At 60.0% G+C, this 17,996-nt stretch carries 17 protein-coding genes; 9 read left to right on the forward strand and 8 right to left on the reverse strand.

Annotated features, from left to right (window positions below):
- Window positions 1-151 precede the first annotated feature (151 nt).
- The 3 genes from H0Z09_RS18780 to H0Z09_RS18790 all read left to right on the forward strand — a co-directional run bounded on the left by H0Z09_RS18780 (window position 152) and on the right by H0Z09_RS18790 (window position 1,842).
- Entirely contained in the window at window positions 152-742 is a 591-nt protein-coding gene (locus tag H0Z09_RS18780; RefSeq protein ID WP_076953058.1) for a cysteine hydrolase family protein, read from the forward strand.
- Between the two features lie 146 nt (window positions 743-888).
- Entirely contained in the window at window positions 889-1,209 is a 321-nt protein-coding gene (locus tag H0Z09_RS18785; protein WP_010208859.1) for a hypothetical protein, read from the forward strand.
- Between the two features lie 75 nt (window positions 1,210-1,284).
- Window positions 1,285-1,842: a Smr/MutS family protein gene (locus tag H0Z09_RS18790; RefSeq protein WP_016976371.1), complete on the forward strand. Its 558-nt coding sequence runs from the start codon at window positions 1,285-1,287 to the stop codon at window positions 1,840-1,842.
- A gap of 50 nt (window positions 1,843-1,892) precedes the next feature.
- Here H0Z09_RS18790 and H0Z09_RS18795 read toward each other — a convergent pair whose 3' ends face one another.
- Window positions 1,893-2,081 carry a hypothetical protein gene (locus H0Z09_RS18795; RefSeq protein WP_186692314.1) on the reverse strand — a complete coding sequence of 63 codons (189 nt, stop codon included), beginning with the start codon at window positions 2,079-2,081 and terminating at the stop codon, window positions 1,893-1,895.
- Window positions 2,078-2,809 (reverse strand): zeta toxin family protein, encoded by a 732-nt coding sequence (locus tag H0Z09_RS18800; RefSeq protein ID WP_186692316.1) that lies wholly within the window; start codon window positions 2,807-2,809, stop codon window positions 2,078-2,080. The genes H0Z09_RS18795 and H0Z09_RS18800 overlap by 4 nt, the downstream gene beginning before the upstream one ends.
- 184 nt (window positions 2,810-2,993) lie before the next feature.
- Between H0Z09_RS18800 and folE the strand changes: the two genes are divergently transcribed.
- Window positions 2,994-3,539 (forward strand): GTP cyclohydrolase I FolE, encoded by a 546-nt coding sequence (gene folE, locus H0Z09_RS18805; RefSeq protein WP_076953056.1) that lies wholly within the window; start codon window positions 2,994-2,996, stop codon window positions 3,537-3,539.
- A 102-nt stretch (window positions 3,540-3,641) separates the two neighbouring features.
- Window positions 3,642-4,013, forward strand: a complete 372-nt coding sequence (locus H0Z09_RS18810) for a glutathione S-transferase N-terminal domain-containing protein (RefSeq protein WP_076953055.1) — start codon at window positions 3,642-3,644, stop codon at window positions 4,011-4,013.
- Between the two features lie 139 nt (window positions 4,014-4,152).
- Here H0Z09_RS18810 and H0Z09_RS18815 read toward each other — a convergent pair whose 3' ends face one another.
- From H0Z09_RS18815 to H0Z09_RS18825, 3 genes are read right to left on the reverse strand one after another with little or no spacing between them, the layout of a single operon-like run.
- Window positions 4,153-4,473, reverse strand: a complete 321-nt coding sequence (locus H0Z09_RS18815; RefSeq protein ID WP_186692318.1) for a hypothetical protein — start codon at window positions 4,471-4,473, stop codon at window positions 4,153-4,155.
- The gene (locus H0Z09_RS18820) at window positions 4,470-5,795 is read right to left on the reverse strand and encodes an acyclic terpene utilization AtuA family protein (protein ID WP_186692320.1); all 1,326 of its coding nucleotides are present in this window, start codon (window positions 5,793-5,795) and stop codon (window positions 4,470-4,472) included. Before H0Z09_RS18820 ends, H0Z09_RS18815 begins: the two co-directional genes overlap by 4 nt.
- A gap of 1 nt (window position 5,796) precedes the next feature.
- Window positions 5,797-7,089: a citrate:proton symporter gene (locus H0Z09_RS18825; protein WP_186692322.1), complete on the reverse strand. Its 1,293-nt coding sequence runs from the start codon at window positions 7,087-7,089 to the stop codon at window positions 5,797-5,799.
- Window positions 7,090-7,200: 111 nt separating this feature from the next.
- Here H0Z09_RS18825 and H0Z09_RS18830 point away from each other — a divergent pair, with 111 nt between their 5' ends.
- Complete coding sequence (locus H0Z09_RS18830; RefSeq protein ID WP_186692324.1) at window positions 7,201-8,097, forward strand: LysR family transcriptional regulator; 897 nt, start codon at window positions 7,201-7,203, stop codon at window positions 8,095-8,097.
- Window positions 8,098-8,200: 103 nt separating this feature from the next.
- On the opposite strand, the gene H0Z09_RS18835 is transcribed toward H0Z09_RS18830, so the two are convergent.
- Together H0Z09_RS18835 and H0Z09_RS18840 are read right to left on the reverse strand one after the other, a co-directional pair.
- The gene (locus H0Z09_RS18835; protein WP_186692326.1) at window positions 8,201-8,803 is read right to left on the reverse strand and encodes a glutathione S-transferase family protein; all 603 of its coding nucleotides are present in this window, start codon (window positions 8,801-8,803) and stop codon (window positions 8,201-8,203) included.
- Between the two features lie 10 nt (window positions 8,804-8,813).
- Complete coding sequence (locus H0Z09_RS18840; RefSeq protein WP_186692328.1) at window positions 8,814-9,980, reverse strand: PLP-dependent aminotransferase family protein; 1,167 nt, start codon at window positions 9,978-9,980, stop codon at window positions 8,814-8,816.
- An 82-nt stretch (window positions 9,981-10,062) separates the two neighbouring features.
- On the opposite strand from H0Z09_RS18840, the gene H0Z09_RS18845 reads away from it, so the two are divergent.
- The 3 genes from H0Z09_RS18845 (at window position 10,063) to H0Z09_RS18855 (ending at window position 12,666) form a co-directional block, all read left to right on the forward strand.
- Window positions 10,063-10,497, forward strand: coding sequence for a MarR family transcriptional regulator (locus H0Z09_RS18845; protein WP_186692330.1), 435 nt, complete (start codon window positions 10,063-10,065; stop codon window positions 10,495-10,497).
- Between the two features lie 176 nt (window positions 10,498-10,673).
- The gene (locus H0Z09_RS18850; protein WP_186692332.1) at window positions 10,674-12,020 is read left to right on the forward strand and encodes an NCS2 family permease; all 1,347 of its coding nucleotides are present in this window, start codon (window positions 10,674-10,676) and stop codon (window positions 12,018-12,020) included.
- Window positions 12,021-12,030: 10 nt separating this feature from the next.
- Window positions 12,031-12,666, forward strand: coding sequence for a LysE family translocator (locus H0Z09_RS18855; RefSeq protein ID WP_186692334.1), 636 nt, complete (start codon window positions 12,031-12,033; stop codon window positions 12,664-12,666).
- Here the strand turns inward: H0Z09_RS18855 and H0Z09_RS18860 are convergent.
- The gene (locus H0Z09_RS18860; protein WP_186692336.1) at window positions 12,647-17,887 is read right to left on the reverse strand and encodes a DUF6543 domain-containing protein; all 5,241 of its coding nucleotides are present in this window, start codon (window positions 17,885-17,887) and stop codon (window positions 12,647-12,649) included. The two genes, H0Z09_RS18855 and H0Z09_RS18860, sit on opposite strands and share 20 nt — an antisense overlap.
- Window positions 17,888-17,996 lie beyond the last annotated feature (109 nt).

The raw sequence follows: 17,996 nt of genomic DNA on the forward strand, positions 1-17,996 counted from the left end.
ATTTCATCTGAATTAGCCTCATTGTGTTAAACAGGCCAGCCTCTTGACATGGCTGCACGCCAGCAACGGCGTACCTTACGATGGTAGCGATTCACAGAACCGCTCAGCCAGTGGACAATGGCGCAAAAGCCCCCCTCACAGGAGCCCCAGAATGTCCGTTCCAAAGACGATGTTTCAACTCAGCGGTCGTGGTTACGCAGCAGCGAACCTCAGCCATGCGACCCTCGTGATCATCGACGCCCAGAAGGAATACCTCAGCGGCCCGCTCGCCCTGTCCGGCATGGACGCGGCGGTCAGCAACATCAAGCAGCTTGTGTCTTCGGCGCGCAACGCCGGGCGCCCGATCGTGCACGTGCGCCATCTGGGCACCGTGGGCGGCCTGTTTGACCCCCAGGGCGAGCGCGGCGAATTCATCCCGGGCCTTGAGCCTGAAGGTGACGAAACCATCATCGGCAAACTGTTGCCCAGCGCGTTCCACGGCACCGGCCTGGAAAAGCATCTGCAGGATCTTGGTTCCCTGGACCTGATCGTCTGCGGTTTCATGAGCCATTCAAGCGTCAGCACCACCGTGCGCGCCGCCAAGAACCTGGGCTTTCGCTGCACCCTGGTCGAAGATGCCTGCGCCACCCGTGACCTGCCTTACAAAGGCGGCATCCTCAGCGCCGAGCATGTGCAGCAGACCGAAATGGCGATCATGGCCGACAATTTCGCCACCCTTGCGCTGACTAAAGACCTGATCTGATCCAAACGAGCGCCGATGAGCGACGCGGCAATGTTTATTGCCTCGCTCATGCGCAAGACCCTTTCATTTGGCGCATTTACCCCTCGTCCCGGAACAACCTGTGTATTGTCCGGTCGAAGGGCCGATACCCTGGAGGAAAGGTCGGAATGAAGATATCCGATGGTTTTGATGCTCGTCGCTTGCGCCCCAAGGGCCCGAGCAACTGGCGTCTGCGCCTGGTAGCCGGCATTGCCGCGCTGCTGGCGATTGTAGGTCTGCTGCTGGCCGGCGCTGGTGGCGCCGGCCTGTTTGGTCACTCTCCGGCCCTTGGCGAGCTGAATGCCAGCCCTGGCGGCTCGGCGATTCTGTTGGCGATTGGCCTGCTGGTGCTGTGGCTGGGCGTGTGGTTATGGCGGCGCAGCCGTCGGAAAATGCGCCAGCCATTGTCGCTCAACATCGCTTCGCACCTGATGAAAAAGCACGACTGATGGCGCTTGGATAGCGTTTCCTGCGCCCTGGCCGCCGCGTTTTAGGTAAACTGCCCGCCCTTCGCGGAGGCCATCATGCAAGACGACGATTTTTCCCTGTTCAAGAACGAGCTGCGCGGCGTCAAGCCGATCAAGCACGACCGCGCCGACACCGGCAAGCCCAAGGCCGACCGGGCGCAGATCGCCAAGCTGCGCCAGGCCGCGACCGTGCGCACCGACGCCACCACCGTGGACGGCCTGTCGGACCAATTCGTGATCGACGTCGGCCCCGAAGACGAGCTGATGTGGGCCCGCGATGGCGTGCAGGAAAGCCAGATGCGCAAGCTCAAGGCCGGCCAGATCCCGTTCGAAGGCAGCCTTGATTTGCACGGCATGAACGTGGAGAAAGCCCGGGAAACCCTGTGGGCCTTCCTTGCCGAAGCGACCAAGTTCGAGATTCGCTGCGTGCGCGTCACCCACGGCAAGGCCGTGCGGCTGGACGGCAAGCGGCCCATGATCAAGAGCCACGTCAACACCTGGCTGCGCCAGCACGCCCAGGTGCTCGGCTTTACCTCATGCCAGGCCCGCCACGGCGGCGCGGGTGCGGTGTATGTGATGCTCAAGCGCACGATGATGGAAGGGCGCGACGAGTGAGATGAAAAGCCCAGCACTCAGGCTGGGCTTTGGCTTAATGGGCCAGATGCCTAGTTGCCATTAACCTCTTGAGACTTCTTTTCTTTGGCCAAAGAAATCACAGCTTTTTGCATCGTTATTGCAGTATTGGCTGCGCTTCGATACACCGCCCGCCTTTCTTCTACCGAACAGTTGCGGAAAAAGTCCGACATGGTCGTTGATTGATATGTTTCTACCGATTCCGTGATTCCGCCTTTCATAAGGCTGCTCCGGTCAAAATTTGCTCAAGTTGATCTGGATGGTAGGGCTGGCTGACCCACTCGTCAACGTCCTCAGCCGAAAGGTCGATACCGACCTCTGCATCACCACCGTCCGTGTCCTTGATGAGCACATCGACCTGGAGGCGATCCTGAAATTCGCGTTTTAACTGACAAACCGTCGCCTTTGATGCGTAGAACTGACGAACAAACTCATTGCAGGGAATGTTCCTTCCTTCGATGGCTTCACGTGCCAACACAAACTCCCAGGCTAACGTCGGTTTCTGATAAACATAGATCACTTGAACCGATCGGTTTTTCTTATCGAGAGCACGTTGAACATTTTTTCGGGCGACATCAAGATTCGCAAGTGTTCCATCCAAAAGAAACGACTGGCACTGTTGGTAAACAAGGTCGACGGTCCGTTCCACTATGGCTGTTACACCACGCTGGAAAAGACTTGAGTTCCCACCCGTGTACTCAGGAAAATATTCTCTGAAATCGTCAGGATCGATACGAAGAGCAGTCGATCCGTGGGCCTCCATCAAACGGATAAAAGATTTCGAAACTTCTGTCTTGCCTGCGCCAGGGGAGCCGGCCATAAAAACTGACACTGGATACTCTTCACCCGGATATCGACTCAGGCAGGCCAACTCCCGAGCTATTCGTGTCCGATTTGCTTTGGCAAAAAGTACGGCGCGCTCAGAAATGCTTCGTTCCAAGGGTGTCATCGGGTCCTCCTCAACGAGGGCTGACTCTAGCATCGGTATCGCCAAGGAATACAACTGTCGACGCACCTAAGCTACTATATGCGCCATTAATCAGCACGCGATGCGCTACACCCGCTGAAAACTGCGCTTCACATTGGTACAGGCATACACCGTACCGTTCTGAAATCCATACGGAAACAGCCCTGTGACATTGGAACAAAACTATACTGCGATCCTCGGCCAACTCGGCGAGGACGTTTCCCGCGAGGGCCTGCTCGACACGCCAAAACGTGCCGCCAAGGCAATGCAGTACCTCTGCCGTGGCTATGCGCAGACACTGGAAGAAGTCACCAACGGTGCCTTGTTCAGTTCTGACAACAGCGAAATGGTGCTGGTCAAGGACATCGAGTTGTACTCGTTGTGCGAACACCACTTGCTGCCGTTTATCGGCAAGGCCCACGTGGCGTATATCCCGAGCGGCAAAGTGCTGGGCCTGTCGAAGGTCGCGCGGATCGTCGACATGTATGCGCGCCGCCTGCAGATCCAGGAAAACCTCAGCCGCCAGATCGCCGATGCGGTGCTGCAGGTGACCGGTGCCCTGGGCGTGGCCGTGGTGATCGAGGCCAAGCATATGTGCATGATGATGCGCGGGGTCGAGAAGCAGAATTCGTCGATGATCACCTCGGTGATGCTCGGTGAGTTCCGCGAAAACGCGGCTACCCGCAGCGAGTTTCTCAGCCTGATCAAGTAACGGGCTGCGTAGGAAGAACCGGCGTTCATCGCCGGTTTTTTTTCGCCCGGCAAAAATCAGGTAAGCTGCGGCCCCTTCTGTCATGGGCAAGAGGTTTCAGCCATGTTCGTCAAAGCACTTCGAGTGGGCCTCGGCCAACTCATCATCGCGGGCGACTACCTTACCCGCCCACGCAAAAAACAACGCAGCGCCGAACAGCAGGCGCAGGTGAACGCAGCGGCCAAGGAACTGACCCTCTACCAGTTCCACGCTTGCCCGTTCTGCGTGAAAACCCGCCGCACCCTGCACCGCCTGAATGTGCCAGTGGCGTTGAAAGACGCAAAGAACAACCCACAGGACCGCCAGACCCTGCTGGAGCAAGGCGGCAAGATCAAGGTGCCGTGCCTGCGCATCGAAGAAAATGGCCAGACGACCTGGATGTATGACTCCAAGGTGATCATTGATTACCTGGACCAGCGGTTCGCCGCGGTCTAAAAGCTTGCGCAGATCCCATGTGGGAGCGGCGGTGCGACGATTCGACTTGCTCGCGAAAGCGGTGTGTCAGTCGCCGAATTAATTGACTGATCTGCCGCATTCGCGAGCAAGTCGAATCGTCGCACCGCCGCTCCCACATTTAGTCCTGTATTACCAAGTCCAGGTCCAACAGCGCCGAACCCAGGCACTTGCCATGGGCATCCAGCGCCAGCGAACGCGTGACGCCACCGCGCAGGATCCCCGGCAGCACGAAGTTCAGCGCCTGCACGTTGGGCAATTCATAGCGCCTTACCTGCGCCGCGCCTGCCTCGCGCATGCCCGCGAAGAACTCGGCCACGCGCTCGGCCGTCAAGTATTCGCACAGCAACGGATAATCCTCGGCGCGATAGGCAATGATCGAGATATTCGAGGTGTCGCCCTTATCTCCGGTGCGGGAATGGGCCAGCGTATGCAGCTTCATGCTTCGATCCTCGGCTTGACCGCGTTACGCGGCAGCAGCAACGACGCCACCGCCACCACCTGGCGCACGCTTTTGCTCGCGCCGCCGCCGCCCGACGGGCCGTTGGTATAAAGGGTTTCCACTTCATTGCCCACACGCACGGCTTCGCTGCGTTCTTCGCAGCGCGCGGCCACGCGCAGGCGCACTTCCCAGGGGGCGACGCCGCTGCGCGGGCCGTGGAGCGAGTCCATGCCGATCAGCTCGGCGCGCACGTCCTGCATCTTCACGCCGGTCAGCTCAAGACGCTTGAGGACCACATCCCTTGCCAGTTGGGCTCGTGCGACAGCGCCGGGGCCGCCATACGACATCTGCCCTTCACCGATCCAACCCTCCAGGTAACCGACGCTGACCTTCAACTGCTCGGGTCGCGCACGCCCGTCGGCGCCCTGGGCGCGAACGCGATCGACGCCCTCCTCGACAAACCCCACCCGGGAAAAGTCCGCCGTCACATCCGGCGTGAGGTAGGCGGCCGGGTCGTGCACTTCGTAGATAAGTTGTTCGATACAGGTGGCACGGCTGACCCGCCCACCGGAACCGGCCACCTTGGTGATCACGGCTTCACCGTCGGCATTGATTTCAGCCAAGGGGAAGCCCAGGCGAGCCAGGTCATCCACATCCTTGAAGCCTGGGTCGGCGAAATACCCGCCGCTGACTTGCCCGGCACATTCGAGCAGATGCCCCACCAACGTGCCGCGCCCCAGGCGCGGCCAATCGTCCGCCGCCCAGCCCAATTCAAACATCTGCGGCGCCAGGAACAGCGAGGGGTCGGCCACGCGTCCGGTGATGACGACGTCGGCATCGGCGCGCAAAGCTTGCAGGATGCCGTCGACGCCCAGGTAGGCATTCGCCGAAATCAGCCGCTCGCCCAAGGCGCCGACGCTCTGGCCGTTATCCAGTAAAAAGTCAGGCTGCAGCACCTTCAACACATCGTCACCGACGACAGCGAGCACTTTCAAATCCAGGCCCAACGCGGCAGCGATCCGCCGCACTTCAATGGCCGCCGACACCGGGTTGGCCGCGCCCATATTGGTGACTACCCGCAGACGGCGACGCCCGGCCTGCACGCCGACAAAGGGCAACACGCGGCGCATGCGCTCGCTGAGCAAGGGGTCGTACCCACCGTTTGGATCGCTGATCCGCGCCTGTTGCGCCAGGGCAATCGTGCGTTCAGCCAGACACTCGAACACCAGGTAATCCAGGTCGCCCTGCTCGGCCAGTTCCACGGCAGGCTCGATACGGTCGCCGGAATAACCGGCGCCGGAACCGATGCGCAAGGTTTTCATATCAGATAACTCCCAGGAGCAACGCGGTCAGGGTCATCAACACCGACGCGGCAAACAGAAACGGAATGGTGAAACGCTGGTGATCGGCCAATTCGATCTTGCACAGGCCCACCAGCAGGAAGGTCGCGGGGGTCAGCGGGCTGACCGGGAACCCGGTGGTGTGCACGCCCAGCAACGAGGCCTGGGCCACTTGCAGCGGATCGACGCCTAACGCTTTGCCGACTTCGGCGATCACCGGCATCACGCCGAAATAGTAGGAATCGGGATCGAACAGCATGCTCAACGGCATGGAAAGGAAGCCCACCACCGCCGGGATCAGCTTGCCGTGGCCGGCCGGGATCTGCGCCACCGCCACTTCGGCGATGGCCTTGAGCATGCCGGTGCCCTGCATGATGCCGGTGAACACGCCGGCCGCCAGCAGAATACTGGCCATGGTCAGCGCGGTCTTGGCATGCGCGTCGATACGGGCGCGCTGGGCGTCGACGTTCGGGTAGTTGATGCACAGCGCGATCACCGTGCCGAGCATGAACATCACCACCGGGTCGACCCAGCCGGCGATCATCACCACCATCACCAGCACCGTCAGGATCAGGTTGACCCAGAACAGGCGCGGGCGGCGCAGCTTGATGTCGTCGTCACTGAGCACCCGCTGCGGCACGGCGTCCACGCTGGAACCGGCACCGAGGCCCAGGCGTTTTTCCTCACGATGGCCCAGCCACCAGGCACAGGCGAAGACGAAGATCAGGCCGACGATCTGCACCGGGATCAGCGGCTGGAACAGATCCGCCACCGGCACATGCAAGGCCGCCGACGAGCGCAGCACCGGGCCGGTCCAAGGCAGGAAGTTGACCCCGGCCGCCATCGCACAGACACACGCGAGGATGCGTTTATCGATCCCCAGCCGGGTATACAAGGGCAGCATGGCCGGCACCGTCACCAGAAAGGTCACCGCGCCGGAGCCGTCGAGGTGCACCAGCAGCGCCAAGGTCGCGGTACCTACGACAATTCGTGTAGGACGCGTCCCTACCGTGCGCAGGATGCGATCAATGATGGGGTCGAGCATGCCGGCATCGGTCATGATTCCGAAAAACAGAATCGCAAACACAAACATGCCCACCACGGGGGCGACGTTCTTGATACCGGTGATGATGAAGGCGCTGGTCTGCAGGCCAAACCCGCCAAGCAATGCAGCGATGATCGGCAGGGCGATCAGGGCCACCAGCGGTGAGAGGCGTTTGCTCATGACGGCAGCGAGCAGGCACAGGATGGTGATGACACCCAGGGTTGCGAGCATGGGTTACTCCAGAGCGGCCTTGGTGGCCGGTTATTGTTTTCCCTGGAGTATTGGAAGCGAGGTAGTCTTTGTAAATTGGAATATTCACCTGCTGGCATTCGGAAAAACAAAATGAAGAACAGCATCCAACACATCCAGGCCTTCCTTGCTGTGGCGCGCACAGGCAGTTTCACCAAGGCGGCCAATGAGCTGCACCTGTCACCCTCGGCGCTCACCGTCCAGGTGCAACAACTGGAAGACTGGCTCGGCGTCGCCCTGCTCGACCGCAGCCCGCGCCACGTCAGCATCACCGCCGCCGGCCAGGAAGCCCGCGGCCCCATGGAAAAACTGCTGCTGGACCTGGACAACATTGTCACCGGTTCCCGTGACCTGGCCGCGCTACGCCGGGGCGTGGTCACCCTGGCCGCCCTGCCCTCGGTATGCGCCGGCACGCTGCCGCCGGTACTGCGCCTGTTTCGCGAGCGTTTTGCCGGGATCGAAGTGCGCCTGCATGACCTGGTGGCCCATCGCATTCATGCCCAGGTGCGTTCCGGCGAGGTGGATTTCGGCATTGGCGTACGCGCGCGGCTCAGCCATGGCCTGGAATTCGTACCGGTGCTGAATGACCGATTATGTGCGTTTGTGCCCCAGGGCCATCCGCTCGCCCGCCATCGCCAGTTGACCTTGGAACAACTAACGGACCAGCCGATCATCCTCACCGGGCGCGACAGCAGTGTGCGTGAGCACGTGGATGCCTTATTCGATGAGACAAAGCTGACGATGACCGCCGGCATGGAAGCCAACTACATGTCGACGGTATTGGCACTGGTGCGCCAGGGGCTGGGGATCAGCGTGCTGCCGGAGTCAGCGGCGGACAGTCTGGAGGGGTTGAAGCGCATCGCTATTGATCATCCGGGTGTGAACCGGGAGATCGGGTTGATCAGTCGCAGTGGGGTTGCACTAAGCCCGGCCGCACTGCGCTGCTTTGATCTACTTAAAGACGAACTATCTGACACAACGCAGCGCTAAATGTGGGAGCGGGCTTGCTCGCGAAAGCGGAGTGTCAGTCACTGATGATTTGACTGAACCACAGCTTTCGCGAGCAAGCCCGCTCCCACATTTGAACCTGCGTCTAATCCAACATCGCCACATGTTTCGGATGGCTGGCCACACGCTCCAGCCATGCCTGTACCCCCGGATAAGGCGCCAGGTCAAACCCACCCTCATGGGCCACATGGGTATAGGCGTACAACGCAATATCAGCGATCGAATACTGCTCGCCCACCAGGTACGGCGTGGCTTGCAACTGACGCTCCATGACCTTCAGCGCCTTGTAGCCGCCCTTATGGGTGGTTTTGTATTCCTCCAGGCGATCTTGCGGCATGTTCAGGTAGAACTGGATAAACCGCGCCACCGCAATGTACGGCTCATGGCTGTATTGCTCGAAGAACTGCCACTGCAACACTTGCGTGCGCAGGCGCGGCTCGGTGGGCAGGAACTCGCTGCCGTCGGCGAGGAAATTGAGGATCGCATTGGACTCCCACAGGCAGGTGCCGTCTTCCAGCTCCAGCACGGGGATCTTGCCGTTGGGGTTCTTGGCCAGGAATTCGGCGGTCTGGGTGTCACCCTTGAGGATGTCCACATCGACCCATTGGTACGGGATGCCCAGCAGGCTCAACATCAATTTGACTTTGTAGCAGTTGCCCGACTTGTAATCGCCATAAACCTTGTACATGGGGCTCCCCTTATGCCGCTTGCGCGTGCTGTGCTTGACGGACCACCGCGGCCAGGCGCTTGAGACCTTCGTCCAGGCGGGCCGGGTCGATATGGCTGAAATTGAGTCGCAACGAGCCCAGGTGCTGGTCGGGCTCGGAAAAGAAGGGTTCACCGGGCATGAACGCGACGTTCTGGTCCAGCGCTTGAGCCAACAAGGTGCGGGTATCGAGCGGCTGTTTCAAGGTCAGCCAGAAGAATAATCCACCCTGGGGCACTTGCCAGTCGGCCAGGTCGGCGAAGTGGCGCTGCAGCGCGGCCTGGAACGCATCGCGGCGGTCGCGGTAAAAACTGCGCAACTGCACCAGGTGCTGCTGGTATTTCTGCGTGCCGATCCACTGCATCGCCTGCCATTGGCCGACGCGGTTGGTGTGCAGGTCCGCCGACTGCTTGAGCTTGAGCAAGTGTGGGAACAGGTCCGGGCTGGCGATCAGGTAGCCGACACGCAGGCCGGGCAGCAAGGTCTTGGACACTGTGCCGGTGTAGATCCAGCTGGCTTTCTGCAGGCGGGCGACAATGGGTTTGGCACTGGCGCCGTCGAAGCTCAACTCGCGGTAGGGTTCGTCTTCGATCAGCGTCACGCCGAACTCATCGAGCAAGGCGGCGACGGCTTCGCGCTTGGCCTCGCTGTAGCGCACCGCAGACGGGTTCTGGAAGGTCGGGATCAGGTAGATGAACGCTGGCCGATGACGTTCAAGGTTGCTGCGCAAGGCACCCAGGTCGGGGCCGTCGGCCTCCAGCTGGACGGTGAGGCAGTCGGCGCCGAACAGTTGGAAGATCTGCAAGGCCGCCAGGTAAGTCGGGCCTTCCAGCAGGATCTGCGTGCCTTTGTCAACATACAGCTTGGCCGCCAGGTCGAGGGTTTGCTGGGAACCACTGACCACCAGCACCTGGCTCGCCTGACAGTGGATACCCAGGGCGCGTGCCTCGGCGGCGAGCAGTTCACGCAGCTGCGGCTCGCCTTCGCTCATGCCGTATTGGCCGATGTTCAGCGGCATGTCGTCCCAGTTCAGCGCCGGCAGCATGGCTTCGGCGGGCAGGCCGCCGGCGAACGACATCACTTCCGGTCGCTGGGCCGCCGCAAGGATTTCACGGATCAAGGAGCTTTTGAGGCGCGTAACACGTTCAGAGAAGGCCATGGGGGTCACCGGTAGCGAAGCCTGGGGGAAATACGTCAAACTGGTTGACCGAAATTACGACGACTCACACGGATACGTCAATATGCTTGACCTTAAAAACCCCCTCGCCCAGCAAGAAGCCATGCAAGCGTTCTTCTTCGGTTACCAGGCGTTCACCGCTAAGGCCGACGAAATGCTTGAGCGCCGTGGGCTGAGCCGGGTGCATCAGCGCATCGTGTTCTTTATCGCGCGCTACCCGACGTTGAGCGTCAAGCAATTGCTGGAATTGCTGGGCGTGAGCAAACAGGCGCTGAATATCCCGCTGCGCCAGTTGCAGGAAATGCACCTGGTGCACAGCGTGGCGTCGGAGACCGACAAGCGTAAACGCCTGCTGCAACTGACCGAGGAAGGGCTGCGCTTCGAGCAGTCGCTGCGCCGTGAGCAGGTCAAGTTGCTGCAACGTGCTTTCAGTGAAGCCGGCGAAGCCGCTGTGGCCGGGTGGCTGGCCGTCAATCAGGCGCTGAGCACCGCGAACTAGCCTTTCATCGCGCTATTCGAAAACATTATTTGCTTTCTTTGTATACAAAAGCATAATTCGCCTCGTGCGAGTTTCTGACCTATTGGTCAACAAAACCCACCAGTACCTCACAGCGCCGTGCCCACTTGCGTGACCCGCGCTGGAAATAACAATAAAACTCTTGAGGAGTACTTGCCGTGGATAGCCGCAAATCCGAAGCCCCTACGCTGGACCTTGCCCCGCCCCACAACGGCTGGCTGGAACGCCTGTTCAAACTGCGCTTGCATGGCACCACAGTGAAGACCGAGCTGATCGCCGGCCTCACCACCTTTATCACCATGGCCTACATCATCTTCGTCAACCCCAACATCATGGCCGATGCCGGCATTGATCACGGTGCCGCGTTCGTCGCCACGTGCATTGCCGCCGCCCTGGGCTGCCTGTTGATGGGCCTGTACGCAAACTGGCCGGTGGGCCTGGCGCCGGGCATGGGCCTGAATGCGTTTTTCACCTACACCGTGGTCGGCACCATGGGCTACACCTGGGAAACCGCACTGGGGGCGGTGTTCGTTTCCGGCGTGCTGTTCATGGCCCTGACGCTTTCGCGGGTACGCGAATGGCTGCTCAATAGCATCCCCGTGAGCCTGCGCCATGCCATGGGCGCGGGCGTCGGCCTGTTCCTCGGGGTGATCGGCCTGAAGACCGCCGGGATCATCGTCGACAGCCCGGCCACGTTGATCAAGCTCGGCTCGTTGCATGAACCGGCACCGCTGCTGGCGGCCATTTGCTTCCTGCTGATCGCCATCCTCAGTTATCACCGTGTGTTCGGCGCGATCCTGATCAGCATCATCGCCGTCACGCTGGCCGGTTGGGGCCTGGGCCTGGTGCAGTACAACGGCATCCTCGCCACGCCGCCAAGCCTGGCGCCGACCTGGATGGCAATGGACGTAAAAGGTGTATTCAATGTCAGCATGATCAGCGTGGTATTTGCGTTTCTTTTTGTACACATGTTCGATACCGCAGGTACACTGATGGGCGTCGCGCAGCGGGCCGGCCTGGTCAATGCCGATGGCAAGATCCATAACCTGTCCCGCGCGTTGAAAGCCGACAGCGCTTCCAGCGTGTTTGGCGCCATGGTCGGCGTGCCGCCGGTGACCAGCTACGTGGAAAGTGCCGCCGGTGTTGCCGCTGGCGGCCGTACCGGGCTGACGGCCGTGACCGTGGGTGTATTGTTTGTGGCGGCGATGTTTTTTGCACCGCTGGCTGGCATGATTCCGGCCTATGCCACCGCCGGTGCGCTGATTTATGTGGCGATGCTGATGATGGCAAGCATGGCCCATATCAACTGGGATGAAGCCACCGACAGCATTCCGGCGATTGTCACGGCGATCATGATGCCGCTGACGTTCTCGGTGGCCGACGGCATTGCGTTGGGTTTTATCACCTACGTGGCGCTCAAGACCGGCACCGGCAAGTACCGCGAAATCTCCGTGAGCCTGTGGGTGCTGTGCGCGATCTTTATCGCCAAATTCATATTTCTGTAAGGAGCAACGGATGAACCTGGAAACCTGGCTGCTGTTCAGCGGCGCAGCCTTGGTGGTGATCCTGATACCGGGGCCACTGTCACTGCTGATGATCAGCAATAGCCTCAACTATGGCCTGCGCCGCTCGTACCCAGCGTTTCTCGGAGGGGTGTTTGCCTCGATCTGCCTGCTCAGCGCTTCGGCCCTGGGCCTGGGCGCCCTGCTGCTGGCGTCGGAACGGTTGTTCAGCGCTTTGAAGATCGTTGGCGCGGTGTACCTGTTCTACCTCGCCTGGCAGAGCTGGCAGCAATCGCGGCAACCGGCCAAGGCCGCCGAAGTGCCGTACAGCGCGCCCGTGCCACGGTTTCGGGCGTTGTTTGGCCGCGCATTCGTGCTGGGCGCGAGCAACCCCAAGGACATTCTGTTCTTTGCCGCGTTCCTGCCGCAGTTTCTCAGCAGCGAACAGCCCTTCCTGCCTCAATTGCTGACGATGATTGCAACCTGGACTCTGCTCGATCTGCTGTGCAAGCTGGCCTACGGCCTCAGCGCCCATGGCGCCGCGCGTTACCTGCGCAGCGGCGCGGGCCAAAGCTGGTTCAACCGGGCCAGTGCCGCGCTGTTCGGTGGTGCTGGCGTGATGGCATTGATCAAGGCCAGGACCGGCTGACTTTGGCAAAATAGACACTCGCTTCGCGCCCCGCCTGACTGCTCCACTGAATACCCGCAACGATCGGGACGAGGCGGTTTTCGCTCATGGCGCTGTTGATGCCTGCCAATGCAGGCACATCCGGATTTTTGCGAATAGTTTCAGTTAGCCATTGATCCGTCAGCCGCGTTCTCAAGTCGACCGTCCCACCGTACGTCCAATGCATTGACACGTAGTAAACCTTATTGGAAAGCGGATGAGTCACGATCAATTCACGCGTGGGCTTATTGGAATGGATAGCCAACACGTCTTGTACCTCAAAGCCTTGCTGCTGCAACACGTCTGTGATGGCCCGGCGCATCGCAATGTCGCGCTCAGCCGCCCGCTTGGGGACTGGAAATCGGAGCGTGGGATCTAAACCTGAGGGCCTGAAGTCGACGCGCGTGAAGCCTGGCGCCTCGCCTTCCATCCCTATGAATATCGATTTGACCTGCCTCTCGGTGGGCCGCAGCATTCTCAGCAAATCATCCGTCTGCCCCGGTTGCGCGGGGGCCGGGGGCAGCCAGTCGTCCAACGTCGCACGGATATTGAGCATATGACTGGCCGTTGCAGGGCGCTCCGGGCCTGATAACTCAATCATTCGTGCCACGGTGAATTCCCGGCTTTTGGCGGTCATGGTGGGAAACGCCGTGCCGACATATTCCGGCAACGACCTGTCAAACAGAGGGGCATGGAGCTGCCAGCCGCCCGTTGCCGTGTACGACGCAGGAAGGGGCTGTTCATGACGTGCTGTGCTTGTCCAACGTTCGATATCCACACGGGCCAATGAAACCAATGGCTCATCCGTTGTGATAAACACGATGTTACCCAATGGAGCCTGCCCCCCCTGGGGGAGCAACCTGTAATAAGCGCTCAAAGGATCGTTCAGGCTTGTAAAGGGTGGGGCTACACGCAGGACATTGTAGGAAAAGCCTCGGTTATCCATCGGGACGTAAAAAATACCGGGCGACGGGGAAGTCAACCGCTGAACATCCGGAATCTGCGTACGCCAAGCCAACCAGTGGGTGGCCGTGGTGGAGGATTGGCGTATCCGGCTTTCCGTCGTCCTGCGTACCACGGGTGGCCACCAGTCCGGCGGCGGCGGTACCGGGGCTGTCCACGGGCGAAGCACGCCCGAACTCGTTCCCGCCACGGGTGGAGGGGCGTCCGCGCCGAGTAACCACTCCCTGGGCTGGTGGATATCCAGAATCAGCTCGTCCTGCCCTGGCGACTGCCGATTTTTCAGGCGAAACCATTGCTCGCTGTCCCGTTTGTAAACCGGGTAATGGTGTGTGTTATCCGCCACAAACAACTCGCCATGTTTGGCGTAGACACCTGTTTGACCCGGCCCTTTCAACGCCACGGCCCCCTCAGGCACCGATTTGATCCTGAAACGCTCCAGCGCCTGAAGTTGCCTCACAGATGACGCCGAACGGGCAATGCCTGCCGGTTCCACACGCCAATGGCGGATCCGCCCCAACGCCGCGGGCAGAGCAGGCCGTAGGGCGGGAGCCAGCGCAACCCCCGTCTTTTTAGGGCCCGGTACGAAAGTCGTGATCAGATTGACCATAAAGAATTTTGTCGTATCGGCCAACACTCGCTTATCGCTGGGATCGCCCGAATGCTGATAACGCCGCGCGGCACCGTATAACGCGTGGATGTCACTGAATATTCCCAATATTGGAACAAAGGTACTTAACAGCATCCGAATATTGGCGACTCTGTCGTCGCGAAGGCGGCGGATTCGATATTCTTCCAGGGCCTTACTGGAGTAACTGGCCGCCTGTGTCTGGCGCTGCAACTCCTGCACCTTGCCGTGATATAGCAATGCCTGGGCATCGCAGTTGGAGTTGGCGACAATCGCCAGCCAGTCCTTCGGATCACAGGCAATCTGCTCCAACACTTGTTCTTCTATTTCATCAAGCGACAGCGAGGGTTCCAGATGCCTCACGCGGGAGCTTCGAGTCCATCGCCAAACCCCTTTCACAAGGAAAATAACAGCGGACACATCAAGAATGTTGATGGCCGCCGGATCAAACAGAGAAGGGGTTGCCTGAAAAGCCCAGCCGGGTGCGACTTGTCGTGCCAGCGTCTTGACGTTATCTGGCAATGCGCCAAGACGGTTCAATTCAGCGCTGGCCTGTTCAAGGCTGCTGTACTCAGTGAGCACCAAGGGGAGCGGGGCCTGGGGCCAATAGACCACGCAAAGCTGCGAGCGCTTGTCCTGCATGACCACTATCCCTGTGACATAGCGGTCATGCAGCAGGGTATGTCCCACCAAATGAACCACGTGCAGGTGTAACTCGTGCTGGTTCTTCAACATGTCCTGGGGCGTGCGTGCGGCCATTGCAGTGCGCAATACGCTCTGCGCTTTCGCCGACAGCCCCTGTTGCACCGCTGAAAACAGATGCTGTTCAACACCGGCGCGCAATGCGCGATTCAATAACTCGGGAATACGTCCTTCGCTGAGCGGATGGTTGGGATTAACGGGCGGGTAAAAAACCTCGTTGATCAACGCGTCGTACCGGCCGCCGATATCCAGCGAAGAGATGAGTTGCCTTAAATGCCCCGTCGAAAGGCTGTCTGGCCACGTCCATCGCAAAGGGCAAGCACGGTTTAATTTATGCTGCGTCCAGGGTGCCAGCGGGTCCAGGTTATGCAGCGCCAGCTCCAACAGACTGAAGGCTCTGCACGAAGAAGACGGGGGCAATGTTTTTTGCGGGTCCTTCAAGAGACAAGCGTCTTTATAATCGCAATAGGTGCCGTGAATATCACCGGACATCGCTATAAAGGGCTCGTCCAGCCCAATGCCCAGGGCGATCCCGTCACGACGCAAGCGGGCGGTCAACGCCTGGCGCGCATAGGTGTTCAAGTCCGGCAAACGCTGTTCAAGCCGCGTTAAAAATGCCCAGGCGCTGATCATGTAAAGCTTCTGCGAGCGTCTGAAGTGCCGACGTTGCGCACGCGTTGCCCCTGCCAACCATGCCGGCAGTTTTTTAGCTTCACGCGCGACCTTGCGCAGCAACTCAATATTCGCCTGCGCGCGGCTCAGAGCACTGTTGACGGGAACCTGCAGTTGTTGCTCCAGCTCAGTCAGCAGCAGCTCGCGGCTCAACTCGGCATCCTTGACCTCGCTGAAAATACGCGTGATGTCATCGGTGCTTTTGTACAAGCGACCGCAGCTCCCAATGAGTTTTTTGATGGAGGCCAATGCTGGCTTCTGATGGATGGGCACGTAGCGTACTTCCAGGGTTTCACGTGCCGCATGTGTGCGTAAGTCGTTTCGCTTATCGCGTGCGACACTGCGCCACAGCACGGAATCGTCCCGACTGGCGAGGCTTGCCTTGACACTGCGCGTGAGTGCGTCCAGCCCGAAAAACGGCATCACCCCGCCCTCTTCTCCGAAAGCGTATAGCACCACGGGAAGTTGGCGACGCGGGACCCTCACCGCCGCTGCGGTCGTCACTACCCAGATGTTATGCAGCGTATAAAAGGCATCCAGCTCGCTGCCGATGGCGATCGACAGCACTTGGGTTTGACTGCCCGGGCGGCGGGCAGGCAAAGGCTGCTCCACCACTTCAATCATCAAGTCCCGATGCGCCGTGCTCAGCAGCTTGAGCCTGTGTTGCAGCTGCACCTCACAGCGCAAGGCCTCGGTTTGGGCACGCATAAACAACGTAATCCGCCTTGGCGTATCCTTGCCACCGGGGCGCTCAGACCAAAAGTCAAGGTTGAGCAACCGTTGCCGGGCCCCCTGCGACACTGCATTCACGGTTTGGGCGTGAGTCTTGAGTTGGCCCAGCAACGCAACGACCTCCTGATAGGCCGGTGTCTCGGCGCTTGGATCTTGCGGATCCAGCAGTGCGACCAGGCCTTTTTCGTAACGCTTGATCTGCTGCTCTGCCGTGCGCAGGGCCAAGCCGGGCGCGGTACTGGTAAAGATAATTTCCTTGCTGCGTCGCCGGTGGTCCCAATTGAGCAATTCGTTACGCAGCGCGCCAAGCCGAGCCCTCCCGACCAGTCGTTTCCTGTTGCCCTCCACATACTTGAGGAAAGCGCCGGCATCCAGCGGCTGCGGTCGCTCTCGGGCAAATACCTGCTTGCGATAAATCGTCGAAACACAGGCCAATTCATTATTCCATTGCTGCCTAAGCAACTCTTGCGCCCCCAGCGCCAACGCGTCCTCCAGGATCTCCAAGCCACGTGCCACGGTGGACGCAGGGGACAAATCCGCAGGGCGGCACAGCACTTGGCGACGATTCAAGGGCAAGCATTGCCAGAGTTCGTCAAACCGCGACTGGCTCAGCTCCAGCACACCGCACTGAAGCGCGACGAAGGAAGGGTACTCGTAGAAATTGCGGGCAATACCTGGCAGGTAAATGATGTGGGGCACACCGCTGGGGTCACCCTCACGGTAGATATGTAACGCACCTGGAATCACTGTTGCAGGCGTACCTGGCCAGAGTAGCTGGCCCACTCGCACACAGGCCCAATCCGCACCGGCGCGCTGACGCGCCTCAGCGCTCGGGGCATCGATCACGGCCTGGACCATGGCCATTCCAGTACTCGATAGCTCATCCAGTTGTCGCGCGATAAAGGCACGGTCGGCGAACAGTTCCGCGTGCAGCTCTACCCAGCGTTCCCGGCGAGTCAGCCAGGAACCGTATGCCAAGGTGTCCCAATAATTAGCGACCGCGCGGACCAATCGCTCAAAAAGCCTCAGCGCACCCATCCGCTGAAGTGCTTGCAACGGCGTTAACGTCAATCGATAGCCAGGCTTGCCTTTGAGGCTCAGGTTGGTTGACGAGATGACACGGGGCTCCATCACGGGCTCGAAGAGCGACGACAATGCCCGACTTGTCAGGCTGTCGACTTTCTCGGGTTCATCGTCCTTCGCGGGCTCGGTAAACAGCAGGTCATCCGGGTCCTCCGTGAACGCCTTGTGCAGCTCGGCGCGAATAACCTTCAAGACTGTCGGCGAGCGCCCCAGCAGATGTGTCAGCGTCTGCGCCGACTCGCTGCAACGCATGTCGGCCAGGCAGATCTGATTGATCAAGCGGCTGGGCTGGGTAGAGGCGTTAATTTGCAGCGTCAATTGGTTGCGAATGGCCCATATCTCAGCTTCGTTGACCTCGTCGGTGTCGGTGTCGAACGGAGGGCTGGAAACGGGAGCAACGGACGAGTTCTCGGTAACCGAGGTCATGGTCTTTTCTCTGATTGAGGAAAAACCAGCCTAGGCAGCGCAGGTGCTCAGGGGGCGTTAGATAGTTGAGTGCGCGCGAAAAAAAGCCCGCAGTGTGAGCGGGCAAATA

Source organism: Pseudomonas sp. SWRI18, from assembly GCF_014268345.1.
In the GTDB taxonomy this organism is placed as follows: Bacteria; Pseudomonadota; Gammaproteobacteria; order Pseudomonadales; family Pseudomonadaceae; genus Aquipseudomonas; species Aquipseudomonas cedrina.